Origin of the sequence: Enterococcus sp. DIV1094 (genome assembly GCF_017316305.2) — a bacterium.
Classification (GTDB): Bacteria; Bacillota; Bacilli; order Lactobacillales; family Enterococcaceae; genus Enterococcus_B; species Enterococcus_B mangumiae.
In genome coordinates this window covers 396,758-416,250 of the sequence record NZ_CP147250.1, presented here as the reverse complement: position 1 = coordinate 416,250, position 19,493 = coordinate 396,758, and the positions used below count along the sequence as shown (strand labels likewise).

15 protein-coding genes and 1 pseudogene are annotated in these 19,493 nt (G+C 37.3%); 13 read left to right on the top strand and 3 right to left on the bottom strand.

All coding sequences use genetic code 11. The annotated features are described in order from the left end of the window. Window positions 1–10 precede the first annotated feature (10 nt). The 6 genes and pseudogenes from DOK79_RS01925 (at window position 11) to DOK79_RS01900 (ending at window position 9,198) form a co-directional block, all read left to right on the top strand. Entirely contained in the window at window positions 11–535 is a 525-nt protein-coding gene (locus DOK79_RS01925) for an ATP:cob(I)alamin adenosyltransferase (RefSeq protein ID WP_206858595.1), read from the top strand. Window positions 536–548: 13 nt separating this feature from the next. Then, window positions 549–1,319 carry an ABC transporter ATP-binding protein gene (locus DOK79_RS01920; RefSeq protein WP_206858605.1) on the top strand — a complete coding sequence of 257 codons (771 nt, stop codon included), beginning with the start codon at window positions 549–551 and terminating at the stop codon, window positions 1,317–1,319. Between the two features lie 278 nt (window positions 1,320–1,597). Then, window positions 1,598–2,589 (top strand): annotated as a pseudogene (gene rhuM / locus DOK79_RS01915) (RhuM family protein). 821 nt (window positions 2,590–3,410) lie between these two features. Then, on the top strand, window positions 3,411–6,398 hold the full coding sequence (locus tag DOK79_RS01910) for a DEAD/DEAH box helicase family protein (protein WP_206858608.1): 2,988 nt from the start codon (window positions 3,411–3,413) through the stop codon (window positions 6,396–6,398). A gap of 35 nt (window positions 6,399–6,433) precedes the next feature. Next, window positions 6,434–8,023 carry a type I restriction-modification system subunit M gene (locus DOK79_RS01905; protein WP_206858610.1) on the top strand — a complete coding sequence of 530 codons (1,590 nt, stop codon included), beginning with the start codon at window positions 6,434–6,436 and terminating at the stop codon, window positions 8,021–8,023. Further along, a complete protein-coding gene (locus DOK79_RS01900) occupies window positions 8,023–9,198 on the top strand; it encodes a restriction endonuclease subunit S (RefSeq protein ID WP_339092757.1) in 1,176 nt (391 codons plus the stop codon). Before DOK79_RS01905 ends, DOK79_RS01900 begins: the two co-directional genes overlap by 1 nt. Window positions 9,199–9,220: 22 nt before the next feature. Here DOK79_RS01900 and DOK79_RS01895 read toward each other — a convergent pair whose 3' ends face one another. Together DOK79_RS01895 and DOK79_RS01890 are read right to left on the bottom strand one after the other, a co-directional pair. After that, the gene (locus tag DOK79_RS01895) at window positions 9,221–10,129 is read right to left on the bottom strand and encodes a site-specific integrase (RefSeq protein WP_206859637.1); all 909 of its coding nucleotides are present in this window, start codon (window positions 10,127–10,129) and stop codon (window positions 9,221–9,223) included. Window positions 10,130–10,219: 90 nt separating this feature from the next. Next, complete coding sequence (locus tag DOK79_RS01890; protein WP_339092755.1) at window positions 10,220–11,341, bottom strand: restriction endonuclease subunit S; 1,122 nt, start codon at window positions 11,339–11,341, stop codon at window positions 10,220–10,222. A 121-nt stretch (window positions 11,342–11,462) separates the two neighbouring features. Here DOK79_RS01890 and DOK79_RS01885 point away from each other — a divergent pair, with 121 nt between their 5' ends. Beyond that, a complete protein-coding gene (locus tag DOK79_RS01885) occupies window positions 11,463–12,479 on the top strand; it encodes a hypothetical protein (RefSeq protein ID WP_206855949.1) in 1,017 nt (338 codons plus the stop codon). Next, complete coding sequence (locus DOK79_RS01880; RefSeq protein WP_206855946.1) at window positions 12,451–12,639, top strand: hypothetical protein; 189 nt, start codon at window positions 12,451–12,453, stop codon at window positions 12,637–12,639. Before DOK79_RS01885 ends, DOK79_RS01880 begins: the two co-directional genes overlap by 29 nt. 284 nt (window positions 12,640–12,923) lie before the next feature. Here DOK79_RS01880 and DOK79_RS01875 read toward each other — a convergent pair whose 3' ends face one another. Next, a complete protein-coding gene (locus tag DOK79_RS01875) occupies window positions 12,924–13,916 on the bottom strand; it encodes a LacI family DNA-binding transcriptional regulator (RefSeq protein WP_206855942.1) in 993 nt (330 codons plus the stop codon). 182 nt (window positions 13,917–14,098) lie between these two features. On the opposite strand from DOK79_RS01875, the gene DOK79_RS01870 reads away from it, so the two are divergent. From DOK79_RS01870 to DOK79_RS01850, 5 genes are read left to right on the top strand one after another with little or no spacing between them, the layout of a single operon-like run. Then, window positions 14,099–15,418, top strand: a complete 1,320-nt coding sequence (locus DOK79_RS01870) for an ABC transporter substrate-binding protein (RefSeq protein ID WP_206855939.1) — start codon at window positions 14,099–14,101, stop codon at window positions 15,416–15,418. Beyond that, entirely contained in the window at window positions 15,418–16,293 is an 876-nt protein-coding gene (locus DOK79_RS01865) for a carbohydrate ABC transporter permease (protein ID WP_242542537.1), read from the top strand. The genes DOK79_RS01870 and DOK79_RS01865 overlap by 1 nt, the downstream gene beginning before the upstream one ends. Further along, window positions 16,280–17,116, top strand: a complete 837-nt coding sequence (locus tag DOK79_RS01860; protein ID WP_206855933.1) for a carbohydrate ABC transporter permease — start codon at window positions 16,280–16,282, stop codon at window positions 17,114–17,116. Before DOK79_RS01865 ends, DOK79_RS01860 begins: the two co-directional genes overlap by 14 nt. 12 nt (window positions 17,117–17,128) lie before the next feature. Then, a complete protein-coding gene (locus tag DOK79_RS01855) occupies window positions 17,129–18,640 on the top strand; it encodes an alpha-amylase family glycosyl hydrolase (protein ID WP_206855931.1) in 1,512 nt (503 codons plus the stop codon). Beyond that, window positions 18,637–19,464: a DUF1861 family protein gene (locus DOK79_RS01850; protein WP_242543275.1), complete on the top strand. Its 828-nt coding sequence runs from the start codon at window positions 18,637–18,639 to the stop codon at window positions 19,462–19,464. Before DOK79_RS01855 ends, DOK79_RS01850 begins: the two co-directional genes overlap by 4 nt. Window positions 19,465–19,493: the final 29 nt, after the last annotated feature.

Sequence of the window (19,493 nt, the reverse complement as noted above, 5' to 3'; positions counted from 1 at the left end):
GTTTACAACTATGAAAGATATTTATCGAAGCCCATATGAGGCTTATCCATTTTTAGCAGACGATGCAGATGATTTACGCTGCGATTATGAATTACACACCGATCGCTTATCGTCAGAAATCGGCTTGTTGCGCGCAAAATGTGCAAATACCCCTTTTTACGAAGAGTTAGAGAAAATCGGTGAATTAGTTTACCATGCCAATGCATGCGTGCGTACAAAAATGACGATCACACAAGAAGAAATCGACTGGTTAAAGAGTCGTGTCGATGAATTGAATGCAGAAAGAACAAATCAAAGCGGACCATTCTTCTTACCTCAAGGAAGCGAACGAGGCGCATTAGCTCATATCTTACGTGTCGATTGTAAAGTGATCGTTCGTTTGTTGTACCGCCATCTTTATCAAGGGAAAAAAGTCGATTCAGGTTTATTAGACTTTTTCAATTTGTTGTCTGGTTATTTCTTCATGATTGCGATGAAATTCAACCGAGAAGACGACGTAACGGAAATTCCTTTTGTCAGCAGAAATTACCGCTAAAGGAGGAAAAGTGATGACCTTGAAGCTATCGCAAGTCACAGCTGGCTATGGCTCAGTAAAAATCATCAAAGAAGTCTCCTTCGAGCTGAACAAAGGTGAGAACCTATGTATCCTAGGACCTAACGGCTGTGGCAAGACGACCGTATTGAAATCAATTGCAGGCATCCTTTCCTACGAAGGATCGATCACGATCGATGGAAAAGAAGTCCGAACGATGAAGCGTAAAGAAGCCGCACGAAAAGTCGCTTTACTCAGCCAGTTTTCAACTACTGCCTTTGATTACACCGTCTATGAAACCGTCATGATGGGGCGTTATACGCACATCAAACAAGGACTATGGTCAGTCACGACAGCAGAAGACCGAGAAAAAGTCATGGAATGTCTGGAACTAACCAATCTGTTAGAATTGAAAGACCACCCAGTCAACCAACTTTCCGGTGGCCAAAAGCAACGCGTCTTCCTTGCCAAAGTATTAGCCCAAGACCCAGATATTCTATTATTGGACGAACCCAATAATCATCTAGATATCAAACACCAGCTCGAACTCATCGGCTATTTAAAAGACTGGGGCAAGAACCAAGACAAAACAATCATTGGAGTCTTCCACGACATCCGCTTAGCTCTGTCATTAAGCGATCAAGTCCTATTCATGAAAGCAGGCCAAGTGATCAAACAAGGCCCATTTCTGGAAACAGCTTCAAGGAAACTACTCAAAGATATCTTTGATGTGGATCTAGTGAAACATTTTAAGGAGCAGAGCGAGATTTGGGAGAAGTTGGGGTAAGGGTAAGTACAAAAGTTGATATGTAAAAAACTAAGACTTTGAGCGAAGTCTTAGTTTTTTTATACATAATCGTTTTATCGCATTATTTGGCGTATATATAAGTGACACGATTATTTGCTATAATACAAATAAATCAGTTGAAGATAATATTTTTGGGGAGTTGCCAAGTAAGAACAATGTTCGATCGAGTTACATATGATCTGAATTAAGTATCGTGACAATTTTAGCAACTATTTTTATAAAATACAGGTGGAATCAAGAAGGGAGAATAAGTCAAATTGAATGAAATCCAATTTTTGATGTATGAAGACAGTGAGAAAGTGGAAGTAGTGGTGCAAGAGGAAACCATTTGGGCAACACAAAAGACAATTTCGAAGCTTTTTGATGTTGGCATTCCAACAATTAGTAAACATCTGAAAAATATATTTGATTCTGGTGAATTGATAGAAGATCGAACTATTTCCAAAATGGAAATAGTTCAAAATGAGGGTGGAAGGTCAGTAAAAAGGGCGACCACATTTTATAATCTTGATGTCATTATTTCTATTGGCTACCGAGTCAACTCGCAAAAAGCAACGAAATTTCGTATTTGGGCAACGGATGTCTTAAAAGACTATATTCGAAAAGGATTTAAAATTGATGTCGAACGAATGAAACAAGGTGAACATACGTTTAGTAAAGACTACTTCCGAGTGCTACTCGAAACGGTTCGTTCAATTCGTGCAAGTGAGCGCCGTATCTGGCAACAAATCACTGATGTTTTTGCAGAAATTTCTTATGATTATGATAAAAATGCAGAGGTAACAAAGCAATTTTATGCAACTGTACAAAACAAATTCCACTATGCGATTACAGGAAGAACAGCCGCAGAAATCGTTTATGATAGAGCGGATAAAACGAAAGAAAATATGGGCTTACCACTTGGAAACATTCACCAGATGGGCGGATACTACAATCGGATGTCGCAATAGCTAAAAACTATTTGACTGAAAAACAAATTCGTAGTTTGGAGCGAAATGTTTCCTCTTACTTTGATTACGTAGAACGCCTCTTAGAAGATGAGATATTACTTAGCATGGAAGATTTTGCCAAAAGTATTGATGAATTTTTAACTTTCAATCGTTATCAGATCCTTGAAGGAAATGGAAAAATTAGTAGTAATATAGCCAAGAACAAAGCAATTAATGAGTATAAGGAGTTCAATAAGCATCAAAAAATCGTTTCTGATTTTGACAAAGAAATGATGAAAATTAGGGGAGAAATGGAATAGTTGAAAATATGGAAATTTGAAGAAATAAATACTTTAATAACTGTCAACTAGAAGTAATAGTTATATTATAGTAATCAATGTGGTTGGTGTTTTTTAATGATTGAATTTGTAAAGATAAATAGTATGGCGTAAACCAGATCTATATACATGAAATACATTTAATTAAATACTTGACCAGTCAACATTTGGAGTGATACCCTTATTTTAGATGAAATACCCCTTCCGGAAGGGTAGATAGTAACGGGTAAAAGCGAAACTATTTTTAGGATTAATGATGTTAGAACTAAGTATTGTCTTTTGTACTTAGTTTTAACATCATTTTTTTTAAAAAATTTATTAGTGCGTATAAATTGTGATGGTCGATTTAAGCAGAAACAAGCTTAGATTGACTAGTGTAACTTCTTTTCAAAGGATGTTGATTAAGAGGAATCTCAGAATGGTTCTTTCATATTCTTTCTTTTTATGTTTTAGAGAAATAAAAACTTGTTAAACAAGATAATAAAGTAACGATTCAAATAAAAAGATAGATTTATTACAACGATTTCACGAAGCGAACGTTAACAAGATAATAAAAGTTAACTATAAGTATTAAGTGTTCTTTAAATGGTCGATTTTTCAAAGATAAACAGCATGGCATAAACCAGATCTACCTGTATATAGGTTTTTCTGGTTTTTTATTTTCATTATTTTAAAACCTATGTTTTGTATAAGCATGGTATAATAAAATTGTGTATTCTAACTCTCGCACCATTACAGCGTAAGTTAAAATAAGTTGAAAATCACTAGAAAATTGAATAATAAGAATAGAAAGGAACGATGAAATGGCAGAGGCAAAGTTTGAGGCGGCTTTGATTAAAAAGCTAGAAGCTGAAGGTTGGACTTATCGAAAGGATTTGTCTAATACCAGTATAAAAACAATTGAACATCATTGGCGTGAAGTTTTAAATCAAATAAATGCACACAAATTAAATGGTGTACCTTTATCTGATATCGAATTTGGTCTGATTCTGCAAGAATTACAACGAATCAAGACACCTTATGATGCTCAACTGTTGTTAATTGGCGCAGGTGGTGTAGGATCGATTCCTATCACACGTGACGATGGTTCAAGTTTGGAAGTTGAGATTTTCTATGAGGACGATGTAGCAGGGGGGCGTTCTCGTTATGAAGTTGTGAGTCAAGTAAGTTTCACAGAATTGCCGAAAGGTTTATCAACTAAGCGTATCATTGACATTGCGTTGTTAATAAATGGTATACCAGTTTGTCATATTGAAGAAAAGGACGAACATCTACAAAATCAATGGCGAGCTTTTGAACAGTTAAAAGGCTATCATGGAGATGGATTATATCAAGGATTATTTGCTTTTGTTCAAGTACAATTTATTTTGAGTCAACATTCAGCTCATTATTTTGCAAGACCGAATGCTTTTGAAAATTATAATAAAACATTTGTATTTGGGTGGCGAGATGAAAATAATAGAGATATCACTGATGCATTTGAATTTGTGCATCAAGTGATGGGGATTCCTGCATTACACCGATTGATTACTGTTAATATGATACCTGATGCCTCAAGTGATAATTTAATGGTAATGAGAAGTTACCAAATTCAAGCAACACGTCAAATATTGCAACGTATGAAAGATATGGAAGCAAGCGGACTCATTCAAAAAGAAGGTGGATATATTTGGCATACCACTGGTTCAGGTAAGACGGTGACATCCTTTAAGGTGGCTCAATTATTAGCCTCATCACCAAGAATTCGAAATGTATTATTTATCGTCGACCGAGTCGATCTTATAGATCAAACACTGGAAAACTTTAAAGATTTTGCATATATCCATTTTAAAAAGCGCATCAAAAAAGTTAATGGGCATGAACTTAAACGTGAATTGCAACATAAAGGTGCTTCACAAATTTTATTGATTTCTGTTCAAGGATTAACAAAAGCAGTAAAAAAAGGATTGGAAAATGATGATTGGAACGTGATTATCATGGACGAAGCCCATCGAAGTGCAAGTGGTGATTCGGTTAAGTTGATAAAAAAAGCATTTAAAAAAACAACCTGGTTTGGTTTTACTGGCACACCAAATTTTTATAGCGATGAGATAAATGATATAAAAACAAGCAGGGAAATATCGACGCATGACATTTTTGGCAAAAGATTGCACACATATTCTATAAAAGATGCTATTGGAGATGGCAATGTTTTAGGATTCGATGTAACTTACTTCAAGCCGCATTGGGTGATTGAAAACCCAGTTGAGGAGTTCTCTGAAAGAGACTATGAAAAAGAAATTTATCAAAGTGATGTCTATAGGCAAGAAGTAGTCCAAGATATTCTTGAGAATTGGAAGAAGACTTCAAGTGGTGCTTTAATCGCTGGAAGACGTGAAGAAAATGCGTTTCAAGCAATGCTTGCTGTCTCAGGAAAACAAGCAGTCATACATTATTACAATATTTTTAAAGCTAAAGCACCATATCTTAATGTTGCAATGACTTTCTCACGGGATGAGTCCAATGAACACGGTACAAAGGAACAGAATGAAGCTCTAAAAAAAGCAATCAAAGAATATACTGAAAAGTACAATGTTCCTAGTATTCTGGATGCAAAAGATCCCGCCCGTGCATATATGTTGGATATCACCAAAAGACTTGCTCGAAAAAAGCCATACAATCAAGGGAATTATCTAGATCGGTTAGATTTAGTAATCGTTTCAGACCAACTATTAACTGGGTTTGATTCTAAGTATATCAACATGATCTACATGGATAAAATGCTTAAAGAAGGAATGCTCATTCAAGCCATGTCTCGAACAAATCGAACGCTTGATCGTAATAGTAAGCCGCATGGAAAAGTGCGCTTCTATCGACAAGGGGATGAAATGCAAGGATTTGTTGAGAATGCTTTACGCATCTATACAAAAGGTGGTAATGATACTTTAGAAGAGGCAGAAAAAGAATCCGCTGATGAAGAAGGAAAAGATTTACGAAATGACGATATATTAGCTAAACCACAGAGTCATCAAATTCTTGAACTAGAAGAATTTATTGCAAGATTGAAAGAACTTTCTGGTAATGATTTTAGCCAAATTCCCCGTGGATTCAATGACTTAAAAGAGTTTGTAAATCTAGGGCTGTCTACTCAAAATAAGGTTCAAAGATTGATACAACAAGGGTATGAATTAGGCAGTGAAATCGAAGAATTAGATGCAAATAACAATCCAACTGGTAACATGGTTCGTCTAAATATATCTAGTATTGAAGAGTTTGGTGCGTTGCAAGCTCGTCTAAATGATGCGAGAGAACGGTTGCCCGAAAAAGAGCGCCCAGATTTAACTGAAATAAAAGTTGGTATTGAACTGTATAGCCACCAAATTATTGATTATGACATGTTAGTTGAACTACTTAATACATTTATGGATGATAAAAGCACGACGAATAAAGAAGCAATTGAAAAACATATTACACCGATGGATGAAGAAAGTCGTCAAGAAATCAATGAAATTGTTGATGACATTGAATCAGGTGAAATTACAAAACATTTTACAACCGAAACGCTCCAAAGTACAAGAATGAAAAAGCGTAATGAGCGTCGAGAACTGGAGATTCGTCGATGGGCTGCAAATAACGATATTAATAGTAATCTTATTTTAGAAGCATATGAGGCGTATATGCCTGGACACACACTAATTGAAAATCCCGAGCTTGCAGATATTGTTCATCGAATTGAACAGGTTGAGAATATCGGGTTCTTCGAGGCGTCGGAGTTTGAAGATTCTTTACTGAATTTTTTTGAAAGATTTTAAATAAAATAATGGAATAGAAAGAGGTCAAAAGAATCATGGCTTTATCTACAGAACAACAAAATAAGATGTGGGCGATGCTCAATCAAACACGAGGACAAATTGGTTTAACAGCATATAAGGATTATATTTTTGGACTTCTATTTTATAAATATCTTTCTGAGAAAGCTAAAAATTGGCTAAAGGATGTTTTACGTGGAGAAACATGGGAAAGTATTTATGCACAAGATCCAGTTAAAAGTTTGGACTACATGAAAAAAAATCTTGGTTACGCGATACAACCAGGTAATTTCTTTTCTGATTGGAAAAAAGCGATTGATGAAGATCAGTTTAGTATCGGACTAATGACAGAGACATTTGGGCATTTTAATCAGCAAATTGCTTTTGCTGCAAAAGGTGACTTTGAAGGTATTTTTGACGGAATGCGTTTTGACAGTGCAGACTTAGGTGCCAATGCGCAAGCTAGAGCAAGTGTAATGATTTCAATGATTGAATTGTTATCTTCTCCTGAATTTGATTTATCAGGTGGCGATGATGCGATGTCCGATATATATGAATATTTGGTAAAACAATTTGCTACAGTCTTAGCATCTGATATGGGGCAATATTATACACCAAAAGAAATATCTGAAATCATGGCTCGGATTTTAACGTATGGTAGAGAAAATGAAGAACGTTTCTCTATATATGATCCAACAGTCGGGTCAGCTTCTTTACTTTTGACGACTGCTAGTTATATGAAAAATTCACATAAACGTGGCATGATCAAATACTATGGTCAAGAAAAAGATGCAACACCTTACCGTTTAGCTAGAATGAACTTGATGATGCATGGGGTCGAATATAATGATATCAGTATAAATCATGCAGACACACTAGAAAGTGACTGGCCAGATGGTGTGGTTGAGGGAAAGGATAATCCTCGAATGTTTGATGCAGTGATGGCTAATCCACCGTATTCAGCTCACTGGAACAGTAAAGACCGTGAAGATGATCCTCGTTGGCGTGAGTACGGAGTTGCGCCAAAAACAAAGGCAGATTATGCCTTCTTACTACACTGTTTATATCATTTAGAAGATAATGGACGAATGGCAATCATTTTACCGCATGGTGTTTTATTTAGAGGTGCAGCCGAAGGTAGAATTCGTAAAGCGCTAATTGATAAACATCAAATTGAAGCGGTTATCGGATTTCCTGATAAGCTATTTTTAAATACCTCTATTCCCGTTTGTGTTTTAATCTTGAGAAAAAATCGTACGGAGTCAGATGTATTGTTTATAGATGCAAGTAAAGAATTTGAGAAGTTGAAAAATCAAAAACGATTACGTTCAGAAGATGTGGATAAAATTGTTGACACAGTAGTTCATCGCAAAGAAATTGAAAAGTATTCGCACTTAGCTACGCTAGATGAAATCAAAGAGAATGAGTACAACCTGAATATCCCACGTTATGTCGATACTTTTGAAGAAGAAGAGCCAATCGATATTGTTGAAGTTAGTAAAGAGATCATTAAATTAAACGCTGAAATAAACCAAGTAGAATCAGAATTTTTATCGATGTTGAATGAATTAGCAGTTACTCCTGATACGAAAGATTTGATTGAAGCAGCAAAAGGAGTGTTTGAATAATGAGTAAGAAAAATGTTCCAATGCTTCGGTTTGAAGGGTTTAGTGATGCTTGGGAACAGCGTAAGTTTGAGTCTCTACTAGATAAAAATGATGGGATTCGTAGAGGGCCCTTTGGTAGTGCCTTAAAAAAAGAGTTTTTTGTTTCTAAAAGTGAATACGTTGTTTATGAACAACAGAATGCAATATATGATAGCTATGAAACCAGATACAATATCAGTAAAAAAAAATTTGAAGAGTTAAATAAATTTGAGTTAAAGCCAGAAGATTTTATAATGAGTGGTGCTGGAACTATTGGCCGAATATCTAGGGTACCAAATGGGATAAATAAAGGTGTATTTAATCAAGCCTTAATTAGATTTAGAATAAACAAGTCAATTACAGATTCTGAATATTTTATTCAATTTATTCGAGCTGACTTTATGCAAAAAAAATTAACTGGAGCTAATCCAGGTTCAGCAATTACAAACCTTGTACCAATGGCAGAAGTAAAAAATTGGATAATAAAATTCCCGAAAATAAAAGAACAACAAAAAATCGGTTCATTCTTTCAGCAACTAGACGACACTATCGCTCTTCATCAACGTAAGTTAGAGCAATTGAAGCGATTAAAGCAAGGGTTTTTACAGGTTTTATTTGCGAATGACACAACTGTTCCGAAAGTGCGTTTTGCTGGTTTTACCGAGGAATGGCAACAGCGTAAGTTTTCTGAAGTACTTAAAGTTAACTCTGGTCGTGACTACAAACATCTTGAAGAAGGAGATATTCCTGTTTATGGAACTGGCGGATACATGTTAAGTGTTAACGATAAACTATCTGATATCGATGGTATTGGAATTGGACGAAAAGGAACCATTAATAAGCCACAATACCTTAAGGCACCATATTGGACAGTAGACACACTATTTTATATCACTGCAAAGAAAGGATATAATCTTAATTACCTATATTCAATGGTTCAGCGTATTAATTGGAAACGTATGGATGAGTCAACTGGTGTGCCCAGTTTATCTAAAAATGTCATCGAAAAAGTCCACAAAGAATTCCCAAGTTACGACGAGCAAGCAAAAATTGGTTTCTTCTTCAAACAGCTTGACGACGCTCTCGCTCTTCATCAAAAGAAACTCTCTCAACTAAAAAACCTAAAAAAAGCATTCCTACAAAAAATGTTTATATAAAAAGGCGCCCAGCGCCTTTTTATCATATAAGAGAAGATAAATGTCGCATAATCTTATCATTGTCTTGGTTTTCTAATTCTTGAATAATATGCAAATAGGTTTCTTGGGTTGTGGTCATGCTAGAATGTCCTAATCTTTTAGCTACACTTGCGATCGAAACACCTGCAAATAATAATAGAGAGGCATGTGTATGTCTTAGAGAATGAATAGTAATCACAGGAATGTTTGCATTTGTACATAATATCTTTAGTCGGTTATTTATCGTTGAATTAAATACACGTTTCTTAACAAAAATTGGTTTCTCTGGGTCTAAGTCTTTTACTAATTGTGAAAATTGCATAGCTAATTGCCAATCCATCTGTATTTTTCGAATGGAAGAACTATTTTTAGTTGGTTGGAATTCTCCTGTAGACTTGCGATAATTCCAAGTTTTAGTAATAAGTATCTTCTGATTAAAAAAATCAAAATCCTCAGGTGTAAGAGCCAATGCTTCAGAAAATCGTAAACCCGTTTTTGTCACCAATAAGATAAACCAATCCCAATTTAATTCTTGTCTTAAATCTAATTCTCTCAACAATAACTGAATCTCATGTTGGTTTAAAAACTTTGGCTTCTTCTCTTTAGGTGCTTTGCCTTTTATGATAATTTTCCGAGTAGGATTTTGGGATAATATACCTTCATCCACTGCATCTAAAATAGCCCCTTTGACTTGATGATGAAAATCCATCGTAGTTTGCTTTTCATGATCTTCTGCATATGCATTTAATAGACTTTGATAGCTTCTTCTATCCAAGTCACAAACTCGCATATCCGGAGCTAATTTAGTGACCCATTGCAAACTCATATAGTATTTTTCTAAGGTAATTGAACGAATTGAGCCAACTTTATATAATTCAATCCATTCTTCAAAATATTTGTAAAACAACTGCATTTTTCTTTTTTTCAATAGAAAAACCTCCTAATAATTTTGATGTTACTCGTTAATTATTAGGATGTTTAGTATATTTGTGAAGATAATTTTTTATATAAACATTGATTGAAGGAATGATTTTTTTAGTTTTTTTAGTTGAGCTAGTTTGTTTTGGTGAAGTGTGATAATGCTATCAAGTTGTTGGAAGAAAGTACCGATTTTTTGTTGTTCTACAAAAGTAGGGTGAACAATATCTAACTTCATCATTACATCAGCATTTAATTTTGCCCGCCCACCTCCAACTAAAAAAGGTTCAAAGTTTATATTTTTCATAGCATTCATTAAAAATTTGTTATCTGTAAATCCAGTATATCCTTTTAAAACGTGAGCATGATTATTTACCCATGCCTTTCCATTAACATATTGTACAGGATATTTTTTTAAGTCATTAGCACCATCTTCTGCAACTAAAATAAATTCACCATCATGAGTGTGTCCTTCAACATAGTCCTGAATTCCATTCGCCCCGTAATAAGGTATATGGCCTGAAATACGCTCTGATGCTGTAATAGGAACTCTTAAATTGTCTTGTCTTTCAGCTATTTCTCCCAACTTATGCTCTTCCCATACTTCGTTAAAATCAGCAAATCTAACATTAGGTACTCTCTGTGCTTTCGCTGGAAATAGTTGCTGTAATAATCCCTGTTTCATTCTTTGCAGAGCTTCTAACTTACGTTGATGAAGAGCGATAGTGTCGTCAACTATTTTAAAGAAACATCCAATCGTGTTTTGTTCCTCATAGTTTGGAATCATAATTTTAAAATTGGAATACTCTTCAGCGTTAACTCCTGGTTGACCGGAACGTTGCGAAGTAATCTTAATAAACTGGTTATAGCTATCAGTAAAAGTTGTTTGAAATACGAATTCTGAGCTAATTTTAGATTTTATTCTAGCTCGAATGAGAAATCCTGCATAGTAAACTAATCCATCACTTTCTCTATAGATGTATGTTTTTCCAACACTTGCTCCAGTTCTCGCAAAAAGGATATCACCTTTTTTAAGTTTGTAATTATCAGCATTTGCAAAATCAATATCTGGGGAAGTTACTTCATTTTGATTAAACTTGTGATTGATATCATCAATATCAGTAATACGAATATACTTATTACTTCCATCAAATTTTTTAGCAGATGCATTTAGCCCATACTCAAAACTTTCAGCTAACTCCCCCAACTTACGCTGTTCCCAATCATCCTATACCAACAAAACACCCCACTTTCTCAAAAAAAATTCCTTAGATCATGCTACAATATAACTAAGTATATTTATAATCATAAGGCGGTGAAATTAACTAGTGAATGATTTTGAAATCAATCTGCCCACAACTACTGAGTTATCAATTAATGTAACAAATAAAGAATTATACAATTATGATTTTAGTTCGTATTCACTTCTTCCTCTACAAGAGGCTGTTGGTTTATCTATTATTAAGAGTATTAAAAATGAACTATTTAGCCATGTATCAGAAGCTAAGCTACTAAAGCAACTTTTAGATAAGGGAGAGACAGAATATGTGGCGAACTTTTCTGATTTAGCAAAGAAAAAATTGGCTTCAGGAGAATGGTCATTAGGAGTACGTAAAAAAACCGGAGAAACATATGCTGTCATCAAGGATACTTTGACGGGGAGAACGAAGAGTACGGTAACATTGGATGAACGGACGGTAAGAAAGCTAGGAAATTTACCTGAGCTTTCTGCGATTCAAGGGCAATTAGCAGCTATAACAGAGAAGATTGAGGATTTAAATAGGCTCGTTGAGCGTGTGGAGCAAGGGCAATATAATGATCGATTCTCAGGATTCCATAGTGCTAGGCAACTTGTGATTGAAGGGCTTGCTTCGCACGATAGCGAGTTGAAGAAGGAGCTTTTGATTTCTGCGATTAAAACCAATAACGATACAATCGCAAAATTAATGTTTGCTATTTATCAAGATGCGCATGATTTTACTGATATCAAAATAAGATCCAAAGACGCGAAAAGAATTGAACGATTGCTTCAACAATCTATTGGCTATTTAAACTCGGCTGTGCAACTGAATTTAGTTGCGTATAGTGCTGTGGCAGAGGATCAGGCATTATTAGCGACATTGTCAAATTACCATTCATTCATCGATCAGACCCTATTAAATAAACTTGATGATTCGGGGCATACATTAGCATGGAAAATTGATAATGCGCATCAAGGTGATTCAGGATGTGTAAATGAAATCATGACGGATATTTCAACTAAGATAGATGTATTGGTTCATGAGATTCAAGGATATAAAATTGGAGGAAAGAGTAATGAAAAACTCACAACTGAAACTTTGTAAAGTACCTGGATGCAAAAAAGAAATATATGTAAATAAATCTTTATTTTGTGGAGAGCATGAACGGAAATTTAGAGAATATCGCAAGACAGCAGAGAAAAGTGCTTTAGGATTGAGTGTAATCGTGTTAGGTTTTATTGCTAATGTTAAGAAAAAAAGTTAAAAAAAGATAACTATGGCAAGAATTATAGTTTGTTTCTAATTACGGGGTGTTTATAAAAGAAAAAGAATCACATTCATTCGTTTAGCTATAAATAATGATTAATTTACAGTTTATCTCAATTAAGTCATAGCGGATAAAGTAAGTATGACGATTTGTTGAATAAATAATAAATGGGTAAGGATAATAGTTAGAAGATAGTGATTAAAAAGATGTAACATATCTTATTTAATGATGAAAGAATGAAAAAGCACTGGGACACCTCGTTGGCGTTCCAGTGCTTTTTTCTACTCCCCATCAACCCTCACCGACCCCCAAATATTCAACTCCGGTACGATCTGTTGATGGATGATCGGTTCGTCTGGATGATTGATGCGGTGTAACAAGGTTCGGATGGCGAGTTGGCCCATGAATTCCAAGTTGGTGGCAACGTTGGTCAATCGTGGGATCGCCATGCGTGTGAATTCTGTTTCGTCAAAACAAATGATACTGATGTCTTCTGGTATGGTATAGCCAGCGGATTGGAGATAGCTGTTGAGCATGAAGGCTAATCCTGAATTGACACAAAACCAAGCGTCGGGCATTTGCTCGATGCTTTTTAAGCGACTGAACAAAGCGCCTTGGGATTCTTCGATTTCGGTGATCTCGATTTCTGGCTCTTGTGAAATGCCGTGTTCTGCTAAGGCGCGATGGTAGCCGCGGTGGCGTTCGAGATAGCTTGGCGAAAAGGAGGTATCTCCGATGAAGCCGATTCGTTTCATGCCGTTAGCAATGAGTAATGAAATAGCCTGAAACGTGCCGTCGGTATTTTTGGACAATATGGCATCCGCGAGTAATTCGGGATCGTGATGATCGATCAGCGTGACGGGGATTCCTGTAGCAATCACTTGTTTTATGTAGTCATTGTTACTATGAGAAAGTACTAAAATACCGTCATATTCATTGATGTGTTCTGGTAGGATCATTTGTTTTAGCGTTTCATCGGTTAAGGTATACGTGTCTAATTTGATATGTGCTTGTTGTGCGGCAGATTCTGCGCTTTTTACGATTTCGCCGAAGAAACTTGTTTGAGAAAATGCAAATTCGGTTGCCATCAAAAGAAACCTCATCGTGGTGTCTTCTGTGACGGTTTGGTAACGATAGCCTAGTTCGTTGGCTTTATTTTTTACTAATTGTTTGGTTTGTTGGCTGACACCTGGTTTGTTTCGGAGTGCTTGCGAAACGGAATTTTTAGAGATTCCTAGTGCATCAGCGATGTCTTGCATCGAAGCTTTTTTCATAAGTTCACCTAATTTCTCGTAATGTTTATATTGATTATAACATAGTACATCTAAAATAATCACCTAAAAAGATTACAAATGTAACTTTGTAATGTTAATTACGTAATGTTGACAATTGTAATTACAGATGGTATGATTGTCGCAGTTATAAGAAACCGTTTACAAACCAAGGAGGAAGATTCATGAAGATGAAGAAAATATTTTTGGGACTTACGACTGTATTAGCAGGAACTGTTTTACTTGCAGGCTGTGGCAATCAAACGACGAGTGGGGATTCTGGCTCAGAGGATGGGAAAACAAAAATTACTTTTTGGGCGGCACCTAATCCGACTCAGCTGAGATATTGGCAAGAAATGGCGACAGAATTTGAGGCGCAAAATGATGAAATCACTGTTGAAGTGACTCAGATGAAAGAAAGTCCATCTTCTGAAGCGACGATCCAAAGTGCGATTGCATCGAATACGGCGCCAACATTGTCTGAAAATGTGAATCGTAGTTTTGCGGCGCAATTGGCTGCTAGTGAAGCGATTTTACCGTTGAATCAACATAGTGAATTTGATTCGATCGTGGAAGCGAGACACATGGGTAAGACGATTGAAAGCTGGAAGTTTTCTGATGATAGTCAATATGTATTGCCAGTGTATTCAAACCCGATTTTATTTGGTTGGCGAATCGATTTATTAGAAGAACTTGGCTTTTCTGAGGTTCCAAAAACGTATTCTGAGTTGTTAGAGGTTGTAGAGAAGGTTCAGGAAACAGATAAAGCTTTATGGGCGAAAAGAGACTTGGCTGATCCGACAGCTTGGATGCGTTGGTTTGACTTCTTCCCGTTGTACAATGCGGCAAGTGAAGGTGGTAGTTTTGTAGAGGATGGGAAGTTTTCTGCGGATGAGGCTGCAATGACGGATGTGTTTGAGTTGATGAGTGAATTAGCAGATGCGAATGTTTTGCGAAAAGGTGAAGCGACGGATCCGTTTGAAAATGGGGATAGTATCATGACTGACTTAGGTCCATGGACGTTCCCGAATTGGGAAGAGAAGTATCCTGAGTTGACGTTTGGTGAAAACTACACGGTGACTACGCCGGTTGTGCCGGATGCGTTAGCAGATGTTGAAGAGGTGTCAACGTATGCAGATGCGAAAGGGATCGTAATGTACGCGCAAGCAACTGAAGAAGAACAAGCAGCTGCGATGGCTTTCTTAGAATTTGTTTATTCTGATGATAATCATGACATGAAGCTACTAGAGATGACGTCATTGATTCCGGCGAGAGATGATGCGAAAGAAAATGAAATATTTGCTGCATACTTTGAAGAAAATCCAGCGATGAAAGTATACGCAGAAAATGTACCGTTTGCTGTACCGGCAATGGATAATGAAAAATTCAATGAAATCCAACAATCGTTTGGGGAACAAGCTTGGGTGCCAGTAATTCGTGGAGAAAAGGATGCGAAGACTGCAACAGAAGACGCCAAATCAGCGGTTGAAGGGGCGCTTCAATAATGAACAAAAATACAAAGTTGGGCTGGTTATTTACCAGCCCATACCTGATTTTTACCGTGATCTTCTTTTTATTGCCGCTTTTTTGGTCGTTTTGGCTGGCACTGACGAGTTGGAATATGATTTCGCCAACGGTTGAATTTGTTGGGTTCAAAAATTTTATCGATGCGTTTCATAGTCCGGCGATTCGAGCGGCATTTGTGGTGACCTATAAATTTCTACTTGTGTTTGTTCCGATGGCATTGATTTTATCGATGATGATCGCGTTGTTAGTGAATAGTTTGCCTAAGTTTAAAGGCTTGTACATGGTTGCCTTCTTTTTACCTTATCTTTCGAGTGGGGTCGTGACTTCATTGATCGTGAAAGGATTGCTTTCATATAATGGTCCTTTCAATACGTTTTTACGTACGAGAATGGGCTGGGATATTGATTGGTTAGGGAATCCTCAGACGTCGATTTTTATTGTTTCACTGATGATTGCTTGGAAGATGTCTGGCTATTATGGATTGATTTTGATTTCTGGTTTGGGAAATATCAATAAAGAAGTCTATGAGGCTGCGGCGATCGATGGAGCAAGTGCGTGGACGCGTTTTTGGAAGATCACGTTCCCGATGCTTTATCCGGCATTTTTCACGGTGACCGTTCTTGCTGTGGGAATTAGTTTTGGGATCTTTACGGAAGTGTATCAACTGACTGGCGGGGGGCCGAATTTTGCTACGAATACGTGGCAAATGGAGATCTACAATCAAGCGTTTGTCAATCTACGTTCAGGGTATGCTTCAGCGGTTGCGTTGATGGCTTCTGTCGTGACATTTGCTTCGATCGGTGTGATTCGTAAACTATTAGAAAAGTGGGGGGAGAAAAATGGTTGGTCATAAACGGACAAAAGGTAAAAATGCGGTTCTTTATGTTGTAACGACGCTCGTGATGTTGATCATGACGTTTCCTTTTGTGTACTTAGTCATGCATTCTTTTGCAGCTTGGGATCAAGTGGATCGTCGCATTTTCCCGACAGAGTATAGTTTACGTTCTTGGACTTGGCTCTTCGGTGGTTCACCGACTTCTGCGGATGTTCCGTGGTTTGGGGCGTTTATCAATACGACGATCGTGGCGACAATAGCGACTGTTTTAATGATGTTGTTTGCATTGATGGTCGGTTATGCGTTGGCAAAGATCGAGTTTAAAGGAAAAAAATTAGTGAACAATTTTATTCTTTTCCAAATGTTTTTTCCGGCAATCATTTTATTGATCCCGCAGTTTTTAATGGTGACGAGAGTGGGCTTGCTGGATTCTTATGCGGGAATGATCATTCCTACAGCAATCAGTTTATGGGCGATTTTTATGTATACAAACTTTTTCAAGGCGATTCCTAATACACTGATCGAAGCGGCAAAGCTGGATGGTGCCACGGAGATGCAAGTTTTGTTCAAAGTCGTTTTACCGATGTCTAAATCGATTACGACAGTGATTTTCTTGTTCTTGTTTACCGACCGTTGGACGAATTTATTGTGGGATATAATCGTGTCGAAAAGTGATAGCACAGTGACACTGAATGTTTTGATTTCGCAAATGTTTGGCCCTTATGGCACGTTTCCGGGACCGATGTATGCGGCGTCAGTATTGTTGACTTTACCATTGATCGTTTTGTTTTTGATTTTTTCAAAACGATTCCAAGATGGTATGCAATTTACATTGAAGTAAGAGGGCTAAACGATGTGGTGGAAAAATGCAGTTTTTTACGAAATCTATCTCGCTTCTTTTGCGGATAGTAATGGCGACGGGATCGGGGATATTGATGGTGTCCGAGAGAAGTTGCCTTATTTAAAAGAAGCGGGCATCGATGCTTTGTGGCTCACGCCGTTTTATCCTTCGCCAAGGGTCGATAATGGGTATGACGTTTCAGATTATTGTGCAGTTGATCCGCAATATGGATGTTTGGAAAATTTTCAATCGCTTTTGGAAGAAGCGCATGCGTTATCGATCAAAGTGATTATTGATGTGGTTTTCAATCACACATCAACGGCACATCCGTGGTTTATTGAATCCAGTGCGAGTCTGGAGAGTGCGAAACGTGATTGGTATATTTGGCGGGATCAACCGACTAATTGGGAAAGTTTTTTTGGTGGCAGTGCTTGGAAACTGGATCAACGGACGAATCAGTATTATTATCACAGTTTTGCAGAAGAACAGGCAGACCTGAACTGGCGGAATCCTGAAGTGAAGCAGGCGATTTATGATGTCTTGTCTTTTTGGTTGGCAATCGGTGTGGATGGGTTTCGTTTTGATGTGATCAATAATCTAACGGTGAGTGATACCTTTGTGGATAATCCGATCGGTGCAGATGGCAAACAGGTGCATCTTTATGATGTCAATCAACCTGGCGTGATGGCAGTGCTTAAAGAAATGAATCAATGGCTCAAAACAGTCGATCCAGATATTTTTACTGTGGCTGAGATCAGTTCGGATCAATTATCAGTGATTTCTAGTTATGTGGAAGAGGCAGGATTTGATACGGCATTCAACTTTAATTTAGGGAGTATTGAAGATTTGGATTTGAAGCTATTGACGCATGAATTCCAAGAGATGAATGCACGCAACTATCTCCCTACTTTATTTTTCAATAGTCACGATATGAGCCGGTCATGGAATCGATTGGCACGAGAAGATCGTGGGACGTATGAATTGTTGTCCGTCTTTTTGTTGATCAATCGTGGCGTGCCCTTCTTATTCCAAGGGGAGGAACAAGGCGTCGGGGATTATCTTCCATCGCATATTTCAGAGATTCGTGATATCCAAGCGAAGAATAAATATTATGAACAATGTCTATTTGTAGAGACGCAACAGGCACTTTTATTTGCTAACGAAGTGAATCGCGACCGTTCACGAGGGATGATTCCTTGGGGAGCGAGTCAACAAACTGGATGGATCGGGTCGAGTCCGATAAATCCAGAAGGGGAATTGATTTCTTCTGTCTATCAAGAATTGATTCGGTTGCGTAAAGCGGAGGGGCCTTTTCAAGTAGTAACGAATATTCAGTTGGAAAATGGATGTATCCGCTATCAAGTCGAGCATTTATCTGTAGTGCTGAATTTTAGCGATTTGTCTGTAAAACAGAATATCTCAAAAAAAGTTCAAACGATTTATGGCAAAGGTGTGCTGAGCGAAGATCGTCAATGGGTCCAAGTGCCGCCAAAAAGCTGTTGGATTGGAAAGGAAGAGCAATGATCAAAATAAAAAACTTAATTGAAGACTATCGAAAAAGTAAATTTGAGCAAATGAAAAAAGCAGAATTTTTGACATTTACTGGTGTGGGGACGAAGGATGTCTACAACATTACCGCTCCATTTGAGTTAGCAGGAGAAGTGGTGCTAGCTGGGCGTGTAGAAGCTAGAGAGAGCGAGGATTCAACTGTTTACTTGTTTAGAGAAACGGCTAAAAATACGTGGGCAAAGATTTCTGATGGCATCGAATTGCCGCTACAAGATCCTTTTTATACGGTGATTGATGGGCAAGTGATTTTAGGCGGAGTGGAAGTCATTTTCTTGCCAGAAGGTCAGGCACGATGGCGGACTATTTTTTATCGTTTAGAAGATACAGCAACTGCCCACCAATTGTTTGAAGGTCCGTGGGGAATGAAAGACTTACGGTTGAAGCAATTGGCTACTGGCGAAATCTTGGTCATGACACGTCCACAAGGAGAAAAAGGCGGTCGTGGCAAGATTGGTGCTTGTGTGATCGATCATTTGGCTGATTTATCGATCCAAAAAATCGAAGAAGCGCCATTATTAGCAAACCAATTTTCTGATGAAGAATGGGGTGGTGCGAATGAAATTTTTGAGATCGATGGCAAGATTTGGGTCTTAGGTCATATTGCCAATTTTGATGAGCAAGGCGATCGTCATTATTATGCGCTGCGTTTTTCTTTTGATCGCAGGACTCATGAGATGAAGCATGTGCGCATCATTGCCGAAAGAAAAGATTTTGCTAAAGGGCCAACGAAACGACCGGATCTTGTGGATGTGGTCTTTAGTTTTACACCTGACTTCTGAGCAGGCGGTTTTATATGCTGGGATCAGTG